This window comes from Pseudomonas sp. ICMP 8385 (genome assembly GCF_002699915.1).
GTDB lineage: Bacteria > Pseudomonadota > Gammaproteobacteria > Pseudomonadales > Pseudomonadaceae > Aquipseudomonas > Aquipseudomonas gessardii.
On sequence record NZ_LKBY01000103.1, the window covers coordinates 1 to 14420 of the forward strand.

Below are 14420 nucleotides of genomic sequence, written 5' to 3' on the forward strand. Positions count from 1 at the left end.
CCTGGTCCGAGTGGAATAGCAGATCCGAAGGCCTGCCACGCTGCTCGTAAGCCATATCCAGCGCTTTGATCACCAGCTCAGCGTCTGGCTTTTCCGACAGCGCCCAGCCCACGATCCGACGCGTACAAAGATCCAGGACGACAGCCAGGTAATGCCACTTTCCTTGCGCCCAAATGTAGGTGATATCGCCGCACCAGACTTGATTGGGCGCTGGCACGTCGAACTCACGGTTCAATGTGTTCGGGATATCCAGTCTTTCTACTGTTGCTCGTTTGTAGGCATGGGAGCCGGGTTGTTTGCTGACTAAATCAAGCTCGCGCATCAAGCTACGCACTTTGAATCGACCGAGTTGCTCACCGTCTTCACGCATCAGCTACAGGATGCTGCGACTGCCCGCAGAGCTGCGACTTTGCGAGAACAGCTCACTGACGCGACTACGCAATCGAAGCCGTTCAGCATCGGGCGTGCNACAGGATGCTGCGACTGCCCGCAGAGCTGCGACTTTGCGAGAACAGCTCACTGACGCGACTACGCAATCGAAGCCGTTCAGCATCGGGCGTGCGGCGCCGCAGGCGCTGGGCGTAGTAACACGAGCGAGTGACGTCAAACACCTTGCACAGCCAATCAACCGGCTCATGGGCGCTCAACTGGTCAATCAGCGCGAACGCTCGTGATCTTCCGACATCAAGAGCGCGGTAGCCTTTTTTAGTATTGATTTCTCTCGCTCAAGCCGAGCAATCCGGGCTTCCAGCTCCTGAATTTTTTGCTGTTCCGGAGTCAGTGCCTTGCTCTGCGGGGTGACGCCTTTATGTTCTTTCTGAATCTGGTCAACCCAGCGGCGCAATGCCGATTCACCAATGCCGAGTGAACGGCTGGCTTCGATGTAGCTGTAGTTTTGTTTGAGCACAAGGTCGGCAGCCTCGCGCTTGAATTCAGGAGGAAAGGAGCGGCGTTGTTTGGTCATCTGACACCTCGATCTGGCGAGCATTCTCGCCTAAATGGGTGTCCGGTTTCATTAGACCACTACAGTACATTGAGGCTCGCCCTGACATGCAAATGGAGATGGACCTGGATTACCGGTGGTTGGTGTCTCATGATCAGAGGCGCAGCCCGATAAAGCCAAGAGAAAAATAGCCAAAACCATACTGAAGTTTTTCATAAGCCATACCTAATGATATTTACCAAAATAAGTCCTGCAGGACGACAGGTCCCTTATAGAAGTAGCAGCCCATCACCTGAAATGCTGAATCCCTCATTCAGGTTTTCAAAGACCTCAATGAGCTAAGCTTGGTACGTAGTTAATCAAGGGGCCATTAGTACCAATTGTTGGCGAGTTCAACTTCACGACTTTTAAAGCTAAGGGTTCGTTGAGGATTGTCCCGTGCGATATAGAGCGCGATCTCTTGCAAGTCACGAGCAGCACGCGGCGAAAGGTACAATTGCACCACCATCAGCCTCTAGACTTAGCCAGCTCGCGAACATGCACCTCGATCTCATCAAAGACTTCATCAGCAGGTCGCGACTGTTCGTTTTGCATACCTTCGGCCAAGGCTGCCTTCAGTTCCAACGTTTTCAACACCGCCGTACTGATGGGTCCAGCTGGACTGATCGGCAAGTACCGCAAGGCCCATCTGTGGAATAAGGAAAACTCTGGTTTACGCCCGGCAACCTGGGCTTCCCGGTGTTTGAAACACCCATAGGCCGCATCGGCTTGCTGATCTGCTGGGACATCTGGTTTCCCGAAGTCCCGCGCATCCTGACCCAGCAAGGCGCCGATATTATTTGCAGCCTGAACAACTGGGTATGGACCCCGCCGCCGCTGTTCGACGAAGCCGGAAAATGCATGGCCTCGTACCTGACCATGACCGCTGCCCACGTCAACAATGTGTTCATCGCTGCGGCCAATCGGATCGGGGAGGAGCATGGCGGGCGTTACCTCGGTTGTTCGCTGATTGCCGGCACCAACGGCTGGCCCATCGGCAAGGTCGCGTCGCCCAATGAACAGGCGATTTTGTACGCCGATATCGACCTATGCAGCGCACGCAGTGCACCAATCTGGAATGACCTGAACGACTTGCAACGCGATCATCGCGTGGATCTGTATGACGGCATGCACGGCTATTGCCAGCACCCGTGCCTGCCGCGCTGATGGGGGCCGATCATGGACTCTATTTCGGCAAATCCGTCGCAGGGCTCGGCTGCTCGTTATCTGGTGATTTTGGCTGCAGTGACAGTCGCTACGGTCGGGCTGATCGCCGGCCTCTCGGTTGTGTATTCAACCTCTGCAACAGCTTACTGGCCCGGCTACAACGATATGGTGAGCAGCCTGCCCTCGCCCATTTCTTGGCTGCGGTGGGTGGTGGGCGATATCAATGAAGTGGCGTTTTACAAACACGAGTTTGCCTCCATTGGTTTGCTGCTAGGCGCCGCGTTCGGCTACTGGACCAGTCGTTATGCCCAGGGCTGGCAGGGGTTGAGCATTGCTTATGGGACGGGGCTGTGGCCCTGGCTGGTGACCAGTTCATTACTGGGGCTATTGCTGAGTAATGCGCTGTGGGGCTGGACGGTGACCGCCGAGTCTTGGCAGCCCACGTTTGCTGCATTTGTGTCGTTGCCGGCGGCGATGGTGTTGCTGTTTGGTGGGGGGTGGAAGGTCACGCTGAATGGGGCCGTGCTTGGTGCGGTTCTGGTGACGCCGAGTTGCCTGTTGTTTGTAAATTACCTGTGCATTCCGCTGGGGTTGCCGGTGGTGATTGGCAATGTGCTGGGGATGGCATTGGGAATGCATGGTGGCGTTTTTAATATGTCGAACATTTCCGGAGTTGGTGACCCGCTCCCCTGAGAGCATTGTTGCACCTCCCCTCCCCCCGCTAAGCCACCGAACTACGGAGTTCGCTGGACAATACGTCGGGTCTTGGCGGACTTTTCCGAAGCCCCATTTTTCGGCAACGAGTGGGCGAGCTTGGGGTTGCTTGCTGGGATGTTGCTGGCCTATGTGTTGAATCCGCTGAGTCCCGCTTATGGATCAGGCTGGCTACCACAGTTAGTTATGGGTCAAGCGTTGACCTCATTGCTTGGCATTCTGTTATGGCGACAGCCATGGCTAAAACGCGGGTGGTATCCAACCTATGTGCCGTTGGTGTCAGTAGTACCGGCGGCGATATTGGTCCATGGTGGCAGCCCCATCGTCATCAGCGCCATACTGGGCGCGCTGATTGCCCCACCGCTTGCCGTTGCAATTGCCGGGCGGTTACCGAGGTACATGCATTCGTATATTGGCAATGTGCTGTCGATGGCCATCAGTACAGCGTTGATCGTGCCGGTGATTGGCGCATTGCTGACGCTTTAGCTCGCTGTACCAGGCGAGTTTCTACTGAATACTCGCCTGGTGCCTCAGTCCCCCGCTGCCGCAGCCAAACGTTCTGCCGGGTACTGCCGCATAAACTCCATACTCTCCGCCGCCGACGCTCTCAACCAATCGCCGTACAAGCCTTTGGGCAAAATCACCACCATGCGCTTCTCATCCTCAGGCCGATGAAAATTGCGCATCAATTCGTTATTGCTGGTATTGACCGTCAGCATCGAATAGCTGAACACCTCCTCGCCCGCCGGATCGGTCCAACACTCCCACAATCCGGCAATCCCCATCGGCTCGTGATCACGCCGCGTAATCCGCGTCGCCACCGCTTTGCCCGAACGCCAGTCCGGTTCATAAATCGCTTGCGCGGGAATAATGCAGTGTTGCGCACGCCGCCAGGCATTGCGGAACGACGGTTTTTCCGCCGCTGTCTCCGAGCGCGCGTTGTAAGTACGCCGGCCGTTTTCGCTCAAGCGCGCAGCCATAACAGCGCCCGCCGATCCAACCCCCACGACAATCACATCAAACTCGGTATCGCTCTGACCTTTGCCGGATGATGGACCGGCATAGGGCCTCGGAACCGAGTCCCAGCCCACCTGCCACCAGGCTCGCAGCGGACAACGCCAATGTCTGGCCAAGCAATTTTCTGCGACCGGGGTTGATCAAATCGGTTGGTTTTTTCATCACATTACCTCGCTTCTCCGGCCGTGCCGGGGATAGTCGAGGCCAATCTAGGCGTGCGCGAGCAACTGGCACAGGCAGAAAAAATCGATGCATCGTTCGTGTTTTACGAACCCTAAAAGAGCAGATCGCGCCAAGGCTGCTGGCATAGACTGAAGCAACGCGCCCATTAGCAAGGAATCAGGCGTTTGAACAAACTGGTGGAAATGAGCACGTTCGTGGCGGTGGTCGACGCAGGCAGCCTCGCCACTGCCGCACGCACGTTGTGCACCAGCAAATCGGTGGGCAGTGCGCGGCTGACCGCGCTGGAGGCACGCCTGAAAGTGGCGTTATTCAGTCGCGACCGCCAGTTGCAGGTCAATTAGGCTGGGCAGCGTTTTTACGAACACTGCGTGGGCATCCTCGACGATGTCGCCAGCGCGGAGGATCTTCTGCAATCCACCTACTCAGACTTCAGCGGCAACCTGCGCATCGCCACGCCAATGGTATTGGGGCTGCGCTACCTTTCACCGATTCTGACCGAGTTCGCCGCAGCGCCCCCTGACTTGCGCCTGGATATTCGGGCCAGTGATGACTTCGTCAACCCGCTGGATGAGCGCTTCGATTTGATCATTCGTGCGGGACGAATTCCAGATGGCGCCGTGGTTGCCAAACCCCTGGTGCCCAATCGGCATGTCATCTGCGCAAGCCCTGCCTACCTCGCCACACACGGTGTGCCGCACCACCCCAGCGAACTGAACACACATAACGGACTGTTTTACAGCCTGGGCCAACACCAACGTTTCTGGAGCCTGCCGGTGGACGGTGAACTCCACCGCTTCACTATCCTCTCACGACTGAGCAGCGACAGCGGCTTCCAACTGCTGGATGCGGCCAGGGCCGGCCTGGGGCTGGCCATCCTGCCAACCTTTTTGGTGGCCGATGCCATTGTCGCCAGGGAACTGGTGACGGTGTTGCCCGCCCACGCCCCCACCGACAGTATGATTTCAGTGATATTCAAACCCTCGAAACGAGGCTCAAACAAAATCAACGCCTTGGTCGAGTTGCTAAAGGTGCGCCTGGGCAACCCTGCGCTCTGGAATATGGCAATTGATGATTTTGCTCGGGAAGAACACGTACAGCCTCAACGGTAGTTTGCAAAGTAGCGGCCAGGCGTGACACCGAACGTGCGACGAAACAGTGCAATAAAAGCGCTGACGTTTTCATATCCCAGTTCCAGGGCCACGCGGGTAACTGACATATCCGCTGCCAGCATCTCCAGGGCTCGCAACAGTCGTACCCGCTGGCGCCACTCGGTAAAGCTAAAGCCGGTCTCCACGACAAAGCGCCGTGTCAGCGTGCGTGGTGCCAGACCCGCCCAGGCCGCCCACGCCTGCAGCCCACGCGGGTCATCAGGGTGATCCGAGAGTGCCTGGGCAATCTTGCGCAACCGGGCGTCCTGAGGCATCGGCAAACCCAAGACTACCCGAGGCAGGGTCCGTATCTCATCAAGCAGCACACCTGCCAAACGTGACTGCGCGTCATTAAACGGTTCCACTGCCCATTCAGCGGCACGCGCCACAGCTTCTCGCAGAAGCCCGGACACCGCAAGGATGCACGGCGTTTCGGGTAAATCGATGCACACCACCTCACTCACGTAAACGTTCCACCCCGCGAAAGGCCCATGCGAGCGCACCCCGTGGGGGATATTGGGTGGTATCCACACCGCATGGGTCGTGGGTACCACCCACTGACTGATGCTGGCATCGACCGAAAGCAAGCCTTGAGTTGCCCCAAGCAACTGACCCCGCGCATGACAGTGGCGCTCGGTAACACGCCGCTCAAGGTCCCTGCGGATCACTGCCGAGCACGACCTGATCGACAGTTTGCCGGCTCTGCGTGCACTGGGACTATTTGAGATACTTTCGATCCGTGATGCCGCCTTGCAGCGGTTGATGGATGTGCATTGAACCCTACGTGATTGTTAGTCTTCTCATATCACACTTGACTGGTTGCGCGATGGGATTCATGACCCGTGGCCCCCCAATTTAAAAGCCGATCTCCTGCGGATCCTGCACTGCACGCGTCGGAATCTGCACCCTCACGACCACTAACCTCTCGACTTGGCCAGCTCACGCACCTGCGATCGATCGCATCAAAGACATCTTCGGCAAGTTGCGGCTGCCCACTGTGCATGCCCTCGGCCAGCGCCGCTTTCAACTCAAGCGTCCAAATGCGGGATCAAGTCAGTGCAAGTATCCGCACTTAGCTGAATGCTATGATAAGGCCATTACTCAACAGGTACTTGCGCATGAGCCTTCTTGAAACGTATGGCAAAGAGATCTTCGCGGTGATTGTGGCTGCGGTTCCTTGGTTGCTAGATCGCTTCAAGGGAAAGGCCCGGCTTCAATACTCTCAGTCACACAGCCATAATTTTTTGGTGCAGCAACCACTGTTTAATCCGGAGGGTGAACTAGTTCGTGAGGTGCAAACCGCGAACACAAGATCATTCATCGTGCACAACGCTGGTCGTGAAACGTCGACAAAGGTCGAAATTGTTTTCAATTGGAAGCCGATCTGTAACATCTGGCCATTGCGGCATCACACCGAACACGTGATGCCTGATAACCGCTACGCCATCGTGTTCGACAGCCTCTCTCCGAAAGAAAGCTTGAGCATCCATATTCTGTCGGTGAATGGAGCGCTGCCTGACCTCGCCACGGTTCGAAGCGACCAATGCGTTGCCCAGTACGTGGAGACACAACCCATGCAGGTTATAAGCCGGCTCAAAATCCGCATTTTTAGCGCTCTGTTCTACATAGGGCTATTCACTTGCGTTTACCTGGTCCTCCTTGGGGTGCAGAAGCTCGGACTGATCCCCGCAACAGCCTAGCCCATTTGGCGTGACCGTGTGCAACGTACGCGAGCTAAACAGAATCAGCTCACCAATTTAAAACACTCAGAAAAGCTCGGATTAGTATGTGCCTGGCCAATATCCGCTGCTATGATTCCCATTTGCCATCACAAGGTCGTGAAATGAAAAAGAATGGAATCACAACGGTAATGCTTTTACTGGCTCCGCTTGTAGCTAGCGCTGCAATCGAAGATAAGCAAGTGGCATTGTGTGCATCGATGAGCGGCTCCGTTGAGCGTCTCGCTTGTTACGATGAAATTGCCAGTACGAATAATCTCGCACCGAAGACCGTAGCGACGACCAGCGCTGGCAAGGGGCAGTGGTCGACGAGCACGTCTACAGATCCGCTTACCGACAAGTCTATTTACATAGCGATTCTCGACGCTAGCTCTGGACGAGGGCGCTTCGGGGATGGGATCGACTTGGTAGTACGCTGCTCCAAGGGGCAGACTGACTTCTACATAAATTGGGCTTCATTTTTGGGTACCGAAAGCATATCTGTCACTCATCGGATCGGCAGAGCTAAAGCGGTGAAATCGTCGTGGGTAGTCTCTACCGATCACAAATCCTCATTTTTCCCTGGATCGCCAGTGGCTTCACTCAAAGCGATGATTGGTGCAGACACTTTTGTAGCGAATGTGACGCCCTACAGTGAAAACCCTATTACCGCTACATTTGATATTTCAGGTGCTGGTGAAGCAATGAAAGAAATTCGCACTGCGTGCAAGTGGTGATCTAGTTCAGCAACTAGATCGGTCCGAAACAATCATCATTGGAATGTATGACGGATGTGGCCATGAAAAAGCTGATAGCTATTAGTCTACTGCTGGCCGTTGCGATAGCCATTTACACTCAATTCACATTATTCATTGTCCCTCCTATAGGAGTAGTCCCTGAAGGTCGTACGGTGATAATCCTCCGTTTGAATAAAATGAATTTTGTCGATAGCCCCGATGCTATGTGCGACCGGATGCAGGGTGGAGTGAGTTTGCTCTGCCGGGGAATGACAATGGCAGGCGTCGTCGAGAAATCCAAAATCATTGCACGGCTACCCTATTCGGATTGGCTGTACCTTCTCTCGACAAACGGCAAACGCTTCGATCATTAAGATGATCGAGACTTTGATCAATACCAAACGCTGAAGGCTCTGAGTGAATAAAAAAGGGCACTGCACTCTACGTCGTCAAGAAGAGTGCAAGCCTCAAAATTTCTGTTAGTCGCTTTGGTCAAAAAAAGATTTCATCTGCGATAGAGAAGCAAGAAAGTTATCGCGCATCAAGTGATTAGAAGCAACCGTGACCAACTGCATATTCATTTCCACCTCCAAAGCTAAGCAACATGCCCTGCGCGACTCGTGGTCATGACTGGTTGAGTATTTCATAAAGGAGGTAAGCGCTCCCTTTTCCTTATCCTCATAGCGCCATCCCCAGTAGATTCCTGACAAAAGATTAGCTCGGACGCTAAGATATACGATGGCAATACCAACGTTCTCTTTATCTTTGGCGTATCCCATCTCAATCAGCTTTTGACTTATGGCATTTGCAATAAACGCTACCGAAAACTCATGACGAATTATAGGATGCGGATGCGAACCTTGTCCGATATCAATTCTTTCGGGGTAACCATTGTAAAATCGATTATACAGACATCCAAGGGCGCACATAAATATGTAAAGCGCCCCGGCGCTGAAAATATCCTTTCGGATCATATATTTCAACGTGAGATCAATGCCTTCCATGTCGGCAAGTATTTCTCTCGACTGCTCCTTTGAGTTCTCTTCCGAGTTTGAGCCAGATGAGTTCAACTCATAAAATTCAATAAAATCAGTGCCCGCTGACAATTGACTTTTAAGCTTATAGTGACATTGAACCAGGTGACTTAGCTCATGAAAAAACACCCATGCTAGTGCGACCTCGAAATACATGCACCGGCACGCAGTTGCGTCTTCTGTAAATCGCTCATTTCTCCCGACATAAATTTCTTCGAACGAAAAGTAAAACGCATTTCTTTTGTTTCTAGGGATTACTGGAAGCCCCGACCCAAATGTAAAACCCAAGTTCCTAAACTGTGCATTAAGGCCAGCTACATTTGAAGAGTCCTTGACAAACTGCTCAGAGAAAGGAGGAAAAACAAAAGAATCCCGGTATATCTCCCGAATCATGCCCATATTTATTTTAATGACGGCTTCTACGGGCCTTTTGGGATTGGCTATAGCGCAGGCATTGACAGACTCATTCAAAGGACGCTGGACTGTCAGATTCCCACCTAATGGTTTGAAGATGTTTTCATTCGCCCAACACTCCAGCTCATCCAAAATAGTTTTCGAAAGAAGATCGATCATTTCAAATTTTATGAATTGACTCTCAAAATCAATCCGCTGCTGCTTTTCTGGGGAAATCCTGTCCGGCATACCTTCCTCACGCGCTATAAGAAAGGGCCCCGCAGGGCCCATTTGCACTCAAACTGACATCATACTGCTGGCACGCCCTGATCAGCCAGCGGCTGCTCCGGGTGCCGTCTCGGTGTTCTGGTCTTTGAGGTCGGTCGGCGCGTTTGAAGGATCGTTAGCCGATACAGGGCTGATCCAGTTTCTGGTCTGCTCCAGGTACTCCAGGACGCCGATCTGAAGACTACCCCTGTACCCATCCAGTGCTGACTCGTAGTGCAGGAAATCGACGGCAGTGTCATCGATCAGGGATCGTCCGCTGCCGAAGACATGAGCTGGGCCGTATTCCTCGCTTTCTGGATCTTCACCATAGTTGTCGACGAGCAGGCGAACCTTGTCAGTCAGCACCAGCCACTGGAGTGCACGTTCTGAGCTGATCGAAGAAGCAATGGTCAAGGTTGCTGAGAAGTCGGAGTGTCTGGAGTGGGCCGTGAAAAGCGCGCACTTCAGCTTCAAGAAGTCAGGCTCCTTCTTCACCTCAGCGATCATCTCGTCGATGCTATCCAGCGCGAGCAGCGTGAGGTCTACCTGGGTGATAGCCATGGTGTGACCGAAGAAGTGAGCTTTCGCGTAAGAGTCAACCACGGAGGCGACGAGGCGATTCAAGACCTCCAAGTTCTGCTCTTCCTTCCTCATCCGTGGGATGATGTCGATTACTACATAGAAGAAATACGCCGCAATCAAGCCTGTTAGCAAATCGCCAACAATATCTTCGAAAGCCTTCGACTGGAATAACATCACAACATTCGGCCAATTAATTAGCATGTAGTCGCTGGCCATAAACTTAATTTTGACTACGCATAGGCAGACCAAGGCCACGGTTGCCCAGAAAAAAAGCCTCCGCTCAAATCGATCCTTCAGAAATTTAAACATTCCATATCCTCACCAAAAAGGGCCCCGCAGGGCCCTCCGTTTGTACTCAAACAGTCTTACTGAGCCAACCAGGACTCAACTTCAGCGCTGCCGTACTCTGCTTTCCACTCTTTCAGGATCTTGTGGTTGCCGCCTTTGGTCTCAACGACTTCGCCCGAGTGTGGGTTCTTGTAGATTTTCACCTGGCGTGGCTTGCGGGTGCCTGCCTTGGATTCGGTGGCTGCAGGAGCACGACGCGAGGCTTGTGGATCAAGGATTGCAATCACGTTGCGCAAGCTGTAGCCGTACTCGCCGAGCAGAGCGCGAAGCTTGGTTTCGAACTCGACCTCTTTCTTCAGGCCTACGTCGCCTTTCATGGCTTCAAGAGCGGCAAGTTGCTCAGCCAGGTGTTTTTCGAGTTGACGGAATTCAGCAAGACGGGACATGTAATACCACAGATGTTTAGTGCCGCGAGTATAGGGATAAGGCCTGGCGGAATACAGGTTACACAGCTGCATCCGGCGTGATAGACCAGTGCTTACCGTTCCAGCGGAGATCGTTGTTGAAGATTGCGGCCAGCAATTCGAAGTGGCTCGTGGACAGCCTGGGCGAATGGACATTCCCATGAACATTAGCCTCGGGGTTCAGGATGCCGAAGAAGAACGTCGGTAGAGTCACAAAGAAACCGTCCGGAGGCATCATCCTATTGAATTCTTCAATCCAGCGTTTGCGCATAATCGACTTACTCAAAGGCTTAGCCACCTCATCCCTGACCAGCCAGTAACACTCGACGCCATAACGCTCGTACCGCTCCTGACGACGAACGAAATCCCGAGGTGCTGGTACGACCGTTGGGGTTCGATGGCAATCTTGCGGTCACCCACCTCGAAATACACGTCAGCCTTCCAGCGATCCTTTCCCGTACCACCTGGCAATTCCATGCATGGATTCACGCCGTAGAGGTTGAGCGCGCCGATAATCATGTCTTTACCGGCGATGTGCCATTTGGTCTCAGGTGCGGTAGCGCATTCGTCTGAGTAGTGAGCGAAGAACGGCAGGCCGTTGATGCTGGTCTTGAGAACCGCACGGGACGAGCAACACCCCATTTTGAATGCAAATGGGTTTTCAAGGCTCTGGGCCTTCAGGGCGTCCCACTGTGCTGTGGTGTAGTCGCCTGCGTAGACCGGCTGATCGTCATGAGTGAATGCGTCTGGAATCATAGCTGTCCTGTGGCCTACCAGCTGGCAGTAGGCCACAGATCATCAGGCTAGCTCAACTGAGAGCCTGTCCTCATTGTCGGTAGGGCTGAACTCATTCCGCAGTGAGTCGTCACTTCCATAGGTGATGTTGATAAAAGTCAGGATCACGTCTGACCAGCGCGCCTCTTGCTAACGGTCGATGTCCACCACAAATAGTCATTCTGTTGGGCGCCTAAGTACATATTCCTAAAAATTACGAGAGTGCAGCTGCAGGATGTCGAGGGAGTCAAGAGCCTGAAACAACATTGTGAAATCTCCCGTGCAAATCGTTCAGCCGCTGGAGAATACCTTCCTCATACTCTCGCCACGACATGCCATCCACACCTAGGGCAGCATCGCGGTGCAGTGCATAGAAGCTCTGCGTCAATAAGTAAGGTGTGATGAGATGCGGCAGTGCCCCGAACTGCACCGGTTTCCCCCTGTGAGCGTTTCACCTTGCATTGCAACATGCACGACTCTGGATCTGGTTAACTCGCCAATTATTACCAGTATCAAACTTTCATCGACTATCCCCGCCAGCTTTAATTGGCACGCCAAGCGAACGGCAAACATGCACACCGTTAGGACTATTCGCCTGCATGAAAAAGCCCAACCGGCGAAAGTTGGGCTAAGTCACTGGAATACATGGCAAGGACGAAGTAATTAGAAGGCTTAGCCCTTAGCCCCAAAAAAGGTCGATGAGTGTGAATTCATCCTACCCTACTGTCTGCCTTAACGTAGGCAGCGCTTATCAAACCAAAACAGCTCAATGCTCTCGACCAGATGCGTTTGCGCCTGAGAGTGGGGCGCGTTGATCAAATAATTGGTCGCATACGGAATCAACGCTGACGGTACTGGCAATAGAAGCTCCGCCCCCGCATCCAACCTACGATTGCCCACCGACTGCGAGGTCGGCTCATTGGCCTGCCAACCGAGCCGCAACGCTGGCGTCGATCCAATCAGCACGCCTGGAGCCACCTCAATGCGGATCAACTGCAGTGTCGATGGGATGTTCGCCAGGCTCAGGCGCATATGCGCCAATACCTCAACCATGGCCAACGCAGGATGCTCAGCCGTATAGATCACCGAGCGTGGCAAGGTGTGCCAACGGCCATCGGTGTGATGCCCACCCAACCCACTCAACCCCTGGAAGGCTGAAATGCGCCACAGCTGCATCAGAAGATGTCGTGGGTGGTGCGGCGGATATGGGACTCGATCAGGCGGGTACCCGAGTCCATCACCGGCAGGTGCAACGGCGAGATCGCCGGCTGGTCAGGCAGGTAGTCGGCCACAACATCGCCGCTCGCTCATGACCGCAAAACAGTTCGACCGCCTCCGCATACACACGTGTCACGCACCACCCGCTCGGATTCGGCCTCGCTGAACCGTGCATTGCTGCCGGCCTGTCACTTTTGCTCACACCCCCGCCGCCATACCGGCCCTCACGGGCCCTGCAAATCCCGTCACAAACGGGGGCACAGACGGGGGTAAAAATCCAAACCGCAGGCAAAAAAAATCCCGCAAAGCCTCTGGCTCGCGGGATTTCTCTTTCATGTTTGGCGGGAAACCAGGGATTCGAACCCTGGGAACGCTATTAACGTTCGCCGGTTTTCAAGACCGGTGCATTCAACCACTCTGCCAATTTCCCTTGTGCAACACAGGATTATACTAGCCTATCCTGCCTCAGCGGGCGCCATAATACCCGAATGAAACACACTGTCAAACTCTCTGCATAGCTTGTTACAGAGCGTCTGTTATGATCTTTGCGACTGAACGTTTCAAAACTGAAGGAGTGTCGCCATGCGCGAACAGGATTACGCAGTTAATAGCAACGTGCAGGCTGAGCAGCTAGAGGTTAGCCGCGTCCTGCGCAATACATACGGCCTGCTCGCCCTCACCCTCGCATTTAGCGGCGTGATGGCGTATGTGGCGCAGCAGATGCGTGTCGGCTACCCGAATATTTTCGTGGTATTGATCGGCTTCTACGGCCTGTTTTTCCTCACCAACAAGCTGCGCGACTCGGCCTGGGGCCTGGTGTCGGCGTTTGCCCTGACCGGTTTCATGGGGTTCCTGCTGGGCCCTATCCTTAACCGTTACCTGGGCATGCAGGGCGGCGCGGAAGTGGTCAGCTCGGCGTTTGCCATGACGGCCCTGGTGTTTGGTGGCCTGTCGGCCTATGTGCTGATCACCCGCAAGGACATGAGCTTCCTCGGCGGTTTCATCACGGCTGGCTTCTTCGTGTTGCTGGCGGCGGTGCTGGCGAGCATGTTCTTCCAGATCAGCGGCCTGCAATTGGCGATCAGCGCCGGTTTCGTGCTGTTTTCCTCGGTCTGCATTCTGTTCCAGACCAGCGCCATCATTCATGGCGGCGAGCGCAACTACATCATGGCGACCATCAGCCTGTATGTATCGATCTACAACCTGTTTGTCAGCCTGTTGCAGATCTTCGGCATCATGAGCCGCGACGACTGATCCCAGCCTGATCAAAAAGCCCGCTTCGGCGGGCTTTTTGTTGCCTGCGGCTTTATCATTGGCCAAGGTTTGCCGACAGAGTGTTCCATGAAGTTCGCGATTGCGCTTTTTTCCGCCGCCCATGCGCCCTCCTCGCGCCGCGCCCTGCAGTTTGCCCAGGCGGCGCTGGCCGGCGGGCATGAGATTGTGCGGCTGTTTTTCTATCAGGATGGCGTCTACAGCGCCGCCAACTCGGTGGTCACGCCCCAGGATGAGCCGGATATCGCCCAACAATGGCGCGCCTTCGTCAGCGAGCATCAGCTTGATGGCGTAGTCTGTATCGCGGCGGCGTTACGGCGCGGGGTGCTGAATGCCGAGGAAGCCGTGCGCTACCAGCGCAGTGCGGTGAATCTGGATGCGCCGTGGGCGCTGTCGGGCCTTGGGCAATTGCACGATGCCATCCAGGACGCCGACCGCCTGATCTGCTTTGGAGGGCCATAA

The 14420-nt window shown here is 54.4% G+C and carries 15 protein-coding genes, 1 tRNA gene and 4 pseudogenes; 9 read left to right on the forward strand and 11 right to left on the reverse strand.

The window, feature by feature from the left end; all coding sequences use genetic code 11:
- A pseudogene (locus AO268_RS17155) lies at positions 1-964 on the reverse strand (IS3 family transposase); the annotation flags it as partial.
- Positions 965-1568: 604 nt separating this feature from the next.
- Here AO268_RS17155 and AO268_RS17165 point away from each other — a divergent pair.
- A pseudogene (locus tag AO268_RS17165) lies at positions 1569-2149 on the forward strand (nitrilase-related carbon-nitrogen hydrolase); the annotation flags it as partial.
- A gap of 12 nt (positions 2150-2161) precedes the next feature.
- Positions 2162-3349, forward strand: a pseudogene (locus AO268_RS17170) (hypothetical protein).
- A 44-nt stretch (positions 3350-3393) separates the two neighbouring features.
- On the opposite strand, the gene AO268_RS17175 reads toward AO268_RS17170, so the two are convergent.
- A complete protein-coding gene (locus AO268_RS17175; RefSeq protein WP_373562144.1) occupies positions 3394-3843 on the reverse strand; it encodes an SOS response-associated peptidase in 450 nt (149 codons plus the stop codon).
- Between the two features lie 384 nt (positions 3844-4227).
- Between AO268_RS17175 and AO268_RS17180 the strand changes: the two genes are divergently transcribed.
- On the forward strand, positions 4228-4404 hold the full coding sequence (locus AO268_RS17180) for a helix-turn-helix domain-containing protein (protein WP_099169360.1): 177 nt from the start codon (positions 4228-4230) through the stop codon (positions 4402-4404).
- A 27-nt stretch (positions 4405-4431) separates the two neighbouring features.
- Positions 4432-5172, forward strand: coding sequence for a substrate binding domain-containing protein (locus AO268_RS17185; protein WP_099169361.1), 741 nt, complete (start codon positions 4432-4434; stop codon positions 5170-5172).
- Here AO268_RS17185 and AO268_RS17190 read toward each other — a convergent pair.
- Positions 5163-5675 carry an AraC family transcriptional regulator gene (locus AO268_RS17190; RefSeq protein WP_373562146.1) on the reverse strand — a complete coding sequence of 171 codons (513 nt, stop codon included), beginning with the start codon at positions 5673-5675 and terminating at the stop codon, positions 5163-5165. The genes AO268_RS17185 and AO268_RS17190 overlap by 10 nt on opposite strands.
- A gap of 57 nt (positions 5676-5732) precedes the next feature.
- Positions 5733-5879 (reverse strand): annotated as a pseudogene (locus AO268_RS33795) (AraC family transcriptional regulator); the annotation flags it as partial.
- Between the two features lie 450 nt (positions 5880-6329).
- On the opposite strand from AO268_RS33795, the gene AO268_RS17195 reads away from it, so the two are divergent.
- The 3 genes from AO268_RS17195 to AO268_RS17205 all read left to right on the forward strand — a co-directional run bounded on the left by AO268_RS17195 (position 6330) and on the right by AO268_RS17205 (position 8040).
- Entirely contained in the window at positions 6330-6911 is a 582-nt protein-coding gene (locus tag AO268_RS17195; protein WP_099169363.1) for a hypothetical protein, read from the forward strand.
- 143 nt (positions 6912-7054) lie between these two features.
- Positions 7055-7666, forward strand: coding sequence for a type VI secretion system-associated protein TagO (locus AO268_RS17200; RefSeq protein ID WP_176561387.1), 612 nt, complete (start codon positions 7055-7057; stop codon positions 7664-7666).
- Positions 7667-7728: 62 nt separating this feature from the next.
- Positions 7729-8040 carry a hypothetical protein gene (locus AO268_RS17205; protein ID WP_099169387.1) on the forward strand — a complete coding sequence of 104 codons (312 nt, stop codon included), beginning with the start codon at positions 7729-7731 and terminating at the stop codon, positions 8038-8040.
- 105 nt (positions 8041-8145) lie between these two features.
- Here AO268_RS17205 and AO268_RS17210 read toward each other — a convergent pair whose 3' ends face one another.
- The 7 genes from AO268_RS17210 to AO268_RS17245 form a co-directional block, all read right to left on the reverse strand.
- Positions 8146-9342: a hypothetical protein gene (locus AO268_RS17210; RefSeq protein WP_141562824.1), complete on the reverse strand. Its 1197-nt coding sequence runs from the start codon at positions 9340-9342 to the stop codon at positions 8146-8148.
- A gap of 81 nt (positions 9343-9423) precedes the next feature.
- Positions 9424-10251: a hypothetical protein gene (locus tag AO268_RS32760; RefSeq protein WP_176561388.1), complete on the reverse strand. Its 828-nt coding sequence runs from the start codon at positions 10249-10251 to the stop codon at positions 9424-9426.
- A gap of 56 nt (positions 10252-10307) precedes the next feature.
- A complete protein-coding gene (locus tag AO268_RS17220; protein ID WP_099169366.1) occupies positions 10308-10676 on the reverse strand; it encodes a histone-like nucleoid-structuring protein, MvaT/MvaU family in 369 nt (122 codons plus the stop codon).
- Between the two features lie 58 nt (positions 10677-10734).
- Positions 10735-10980 (reverse strand): hypothetical protein, encoded by a 246-nt coding sequence (locus AO268_RS17225; protein ID WP_141562825.1) that lies wholly within the window; start codon positions 10978-10980, stop codon positions 10735-10737.
- Positions 10977-11450, reverse strand: a complete 474-nt coding sequence (locus AO268_RS17230) for a hypothetical protein (RefSeq protein WP_099169368.1) — start codon at positions 11448-11450, stop codon at positions 10977-10979. The genes AO268_RS17225 and AO268_RS17230 overlap by 4 nt, the downstream gene beginning before the upstream one ends.
- A 750-nt stretch (positions 11451-12200) precedes the next feature.
- Entirely contained in the window at positions 12201-12644 is a 444-nt protein-coding gene (locus AO268_RS17240) for an RES family NAD+ phosphorylase (RefSeq protein ID WP_099169369.1), read from the reverse strand.
- A 381-nt stretch (positions 12645-13025) separates the two neighbouring features.
- Positions 13026-13116, reverse strand: a tRNA-Ser gene (locus tag AO268_RS17245).
- Positions 13117-13268: 152 nt separating this feature from the next.
- On the opposite strand from AO268_RS17245, the gene AO268_RS17250 reads away from it, so the two are divergent.
- Both AO268_RS17250 and tusD read left to right on the forward strand, forming a co-directional pair.
- Entirely contained in the window at positions 13269-13940 is a 672-nt protein-coding gene (locus AO268_RS17250; protein ID WP_029293588.1) for a Bax inhibitor-1/YccA family protein, read from the forward strand.
- A gap of 87 nt (positions 13941-14027) precedes the next feature.
- A complete protein-coding gene (tusD, locus tag AO268_RS17255) occupies positions 14028-14420 on the forward strand; it encodes a sulfurtransferase complex subunit TusD (protein WP_076963833.1) in 393 nt (130 codons plus the stop codon).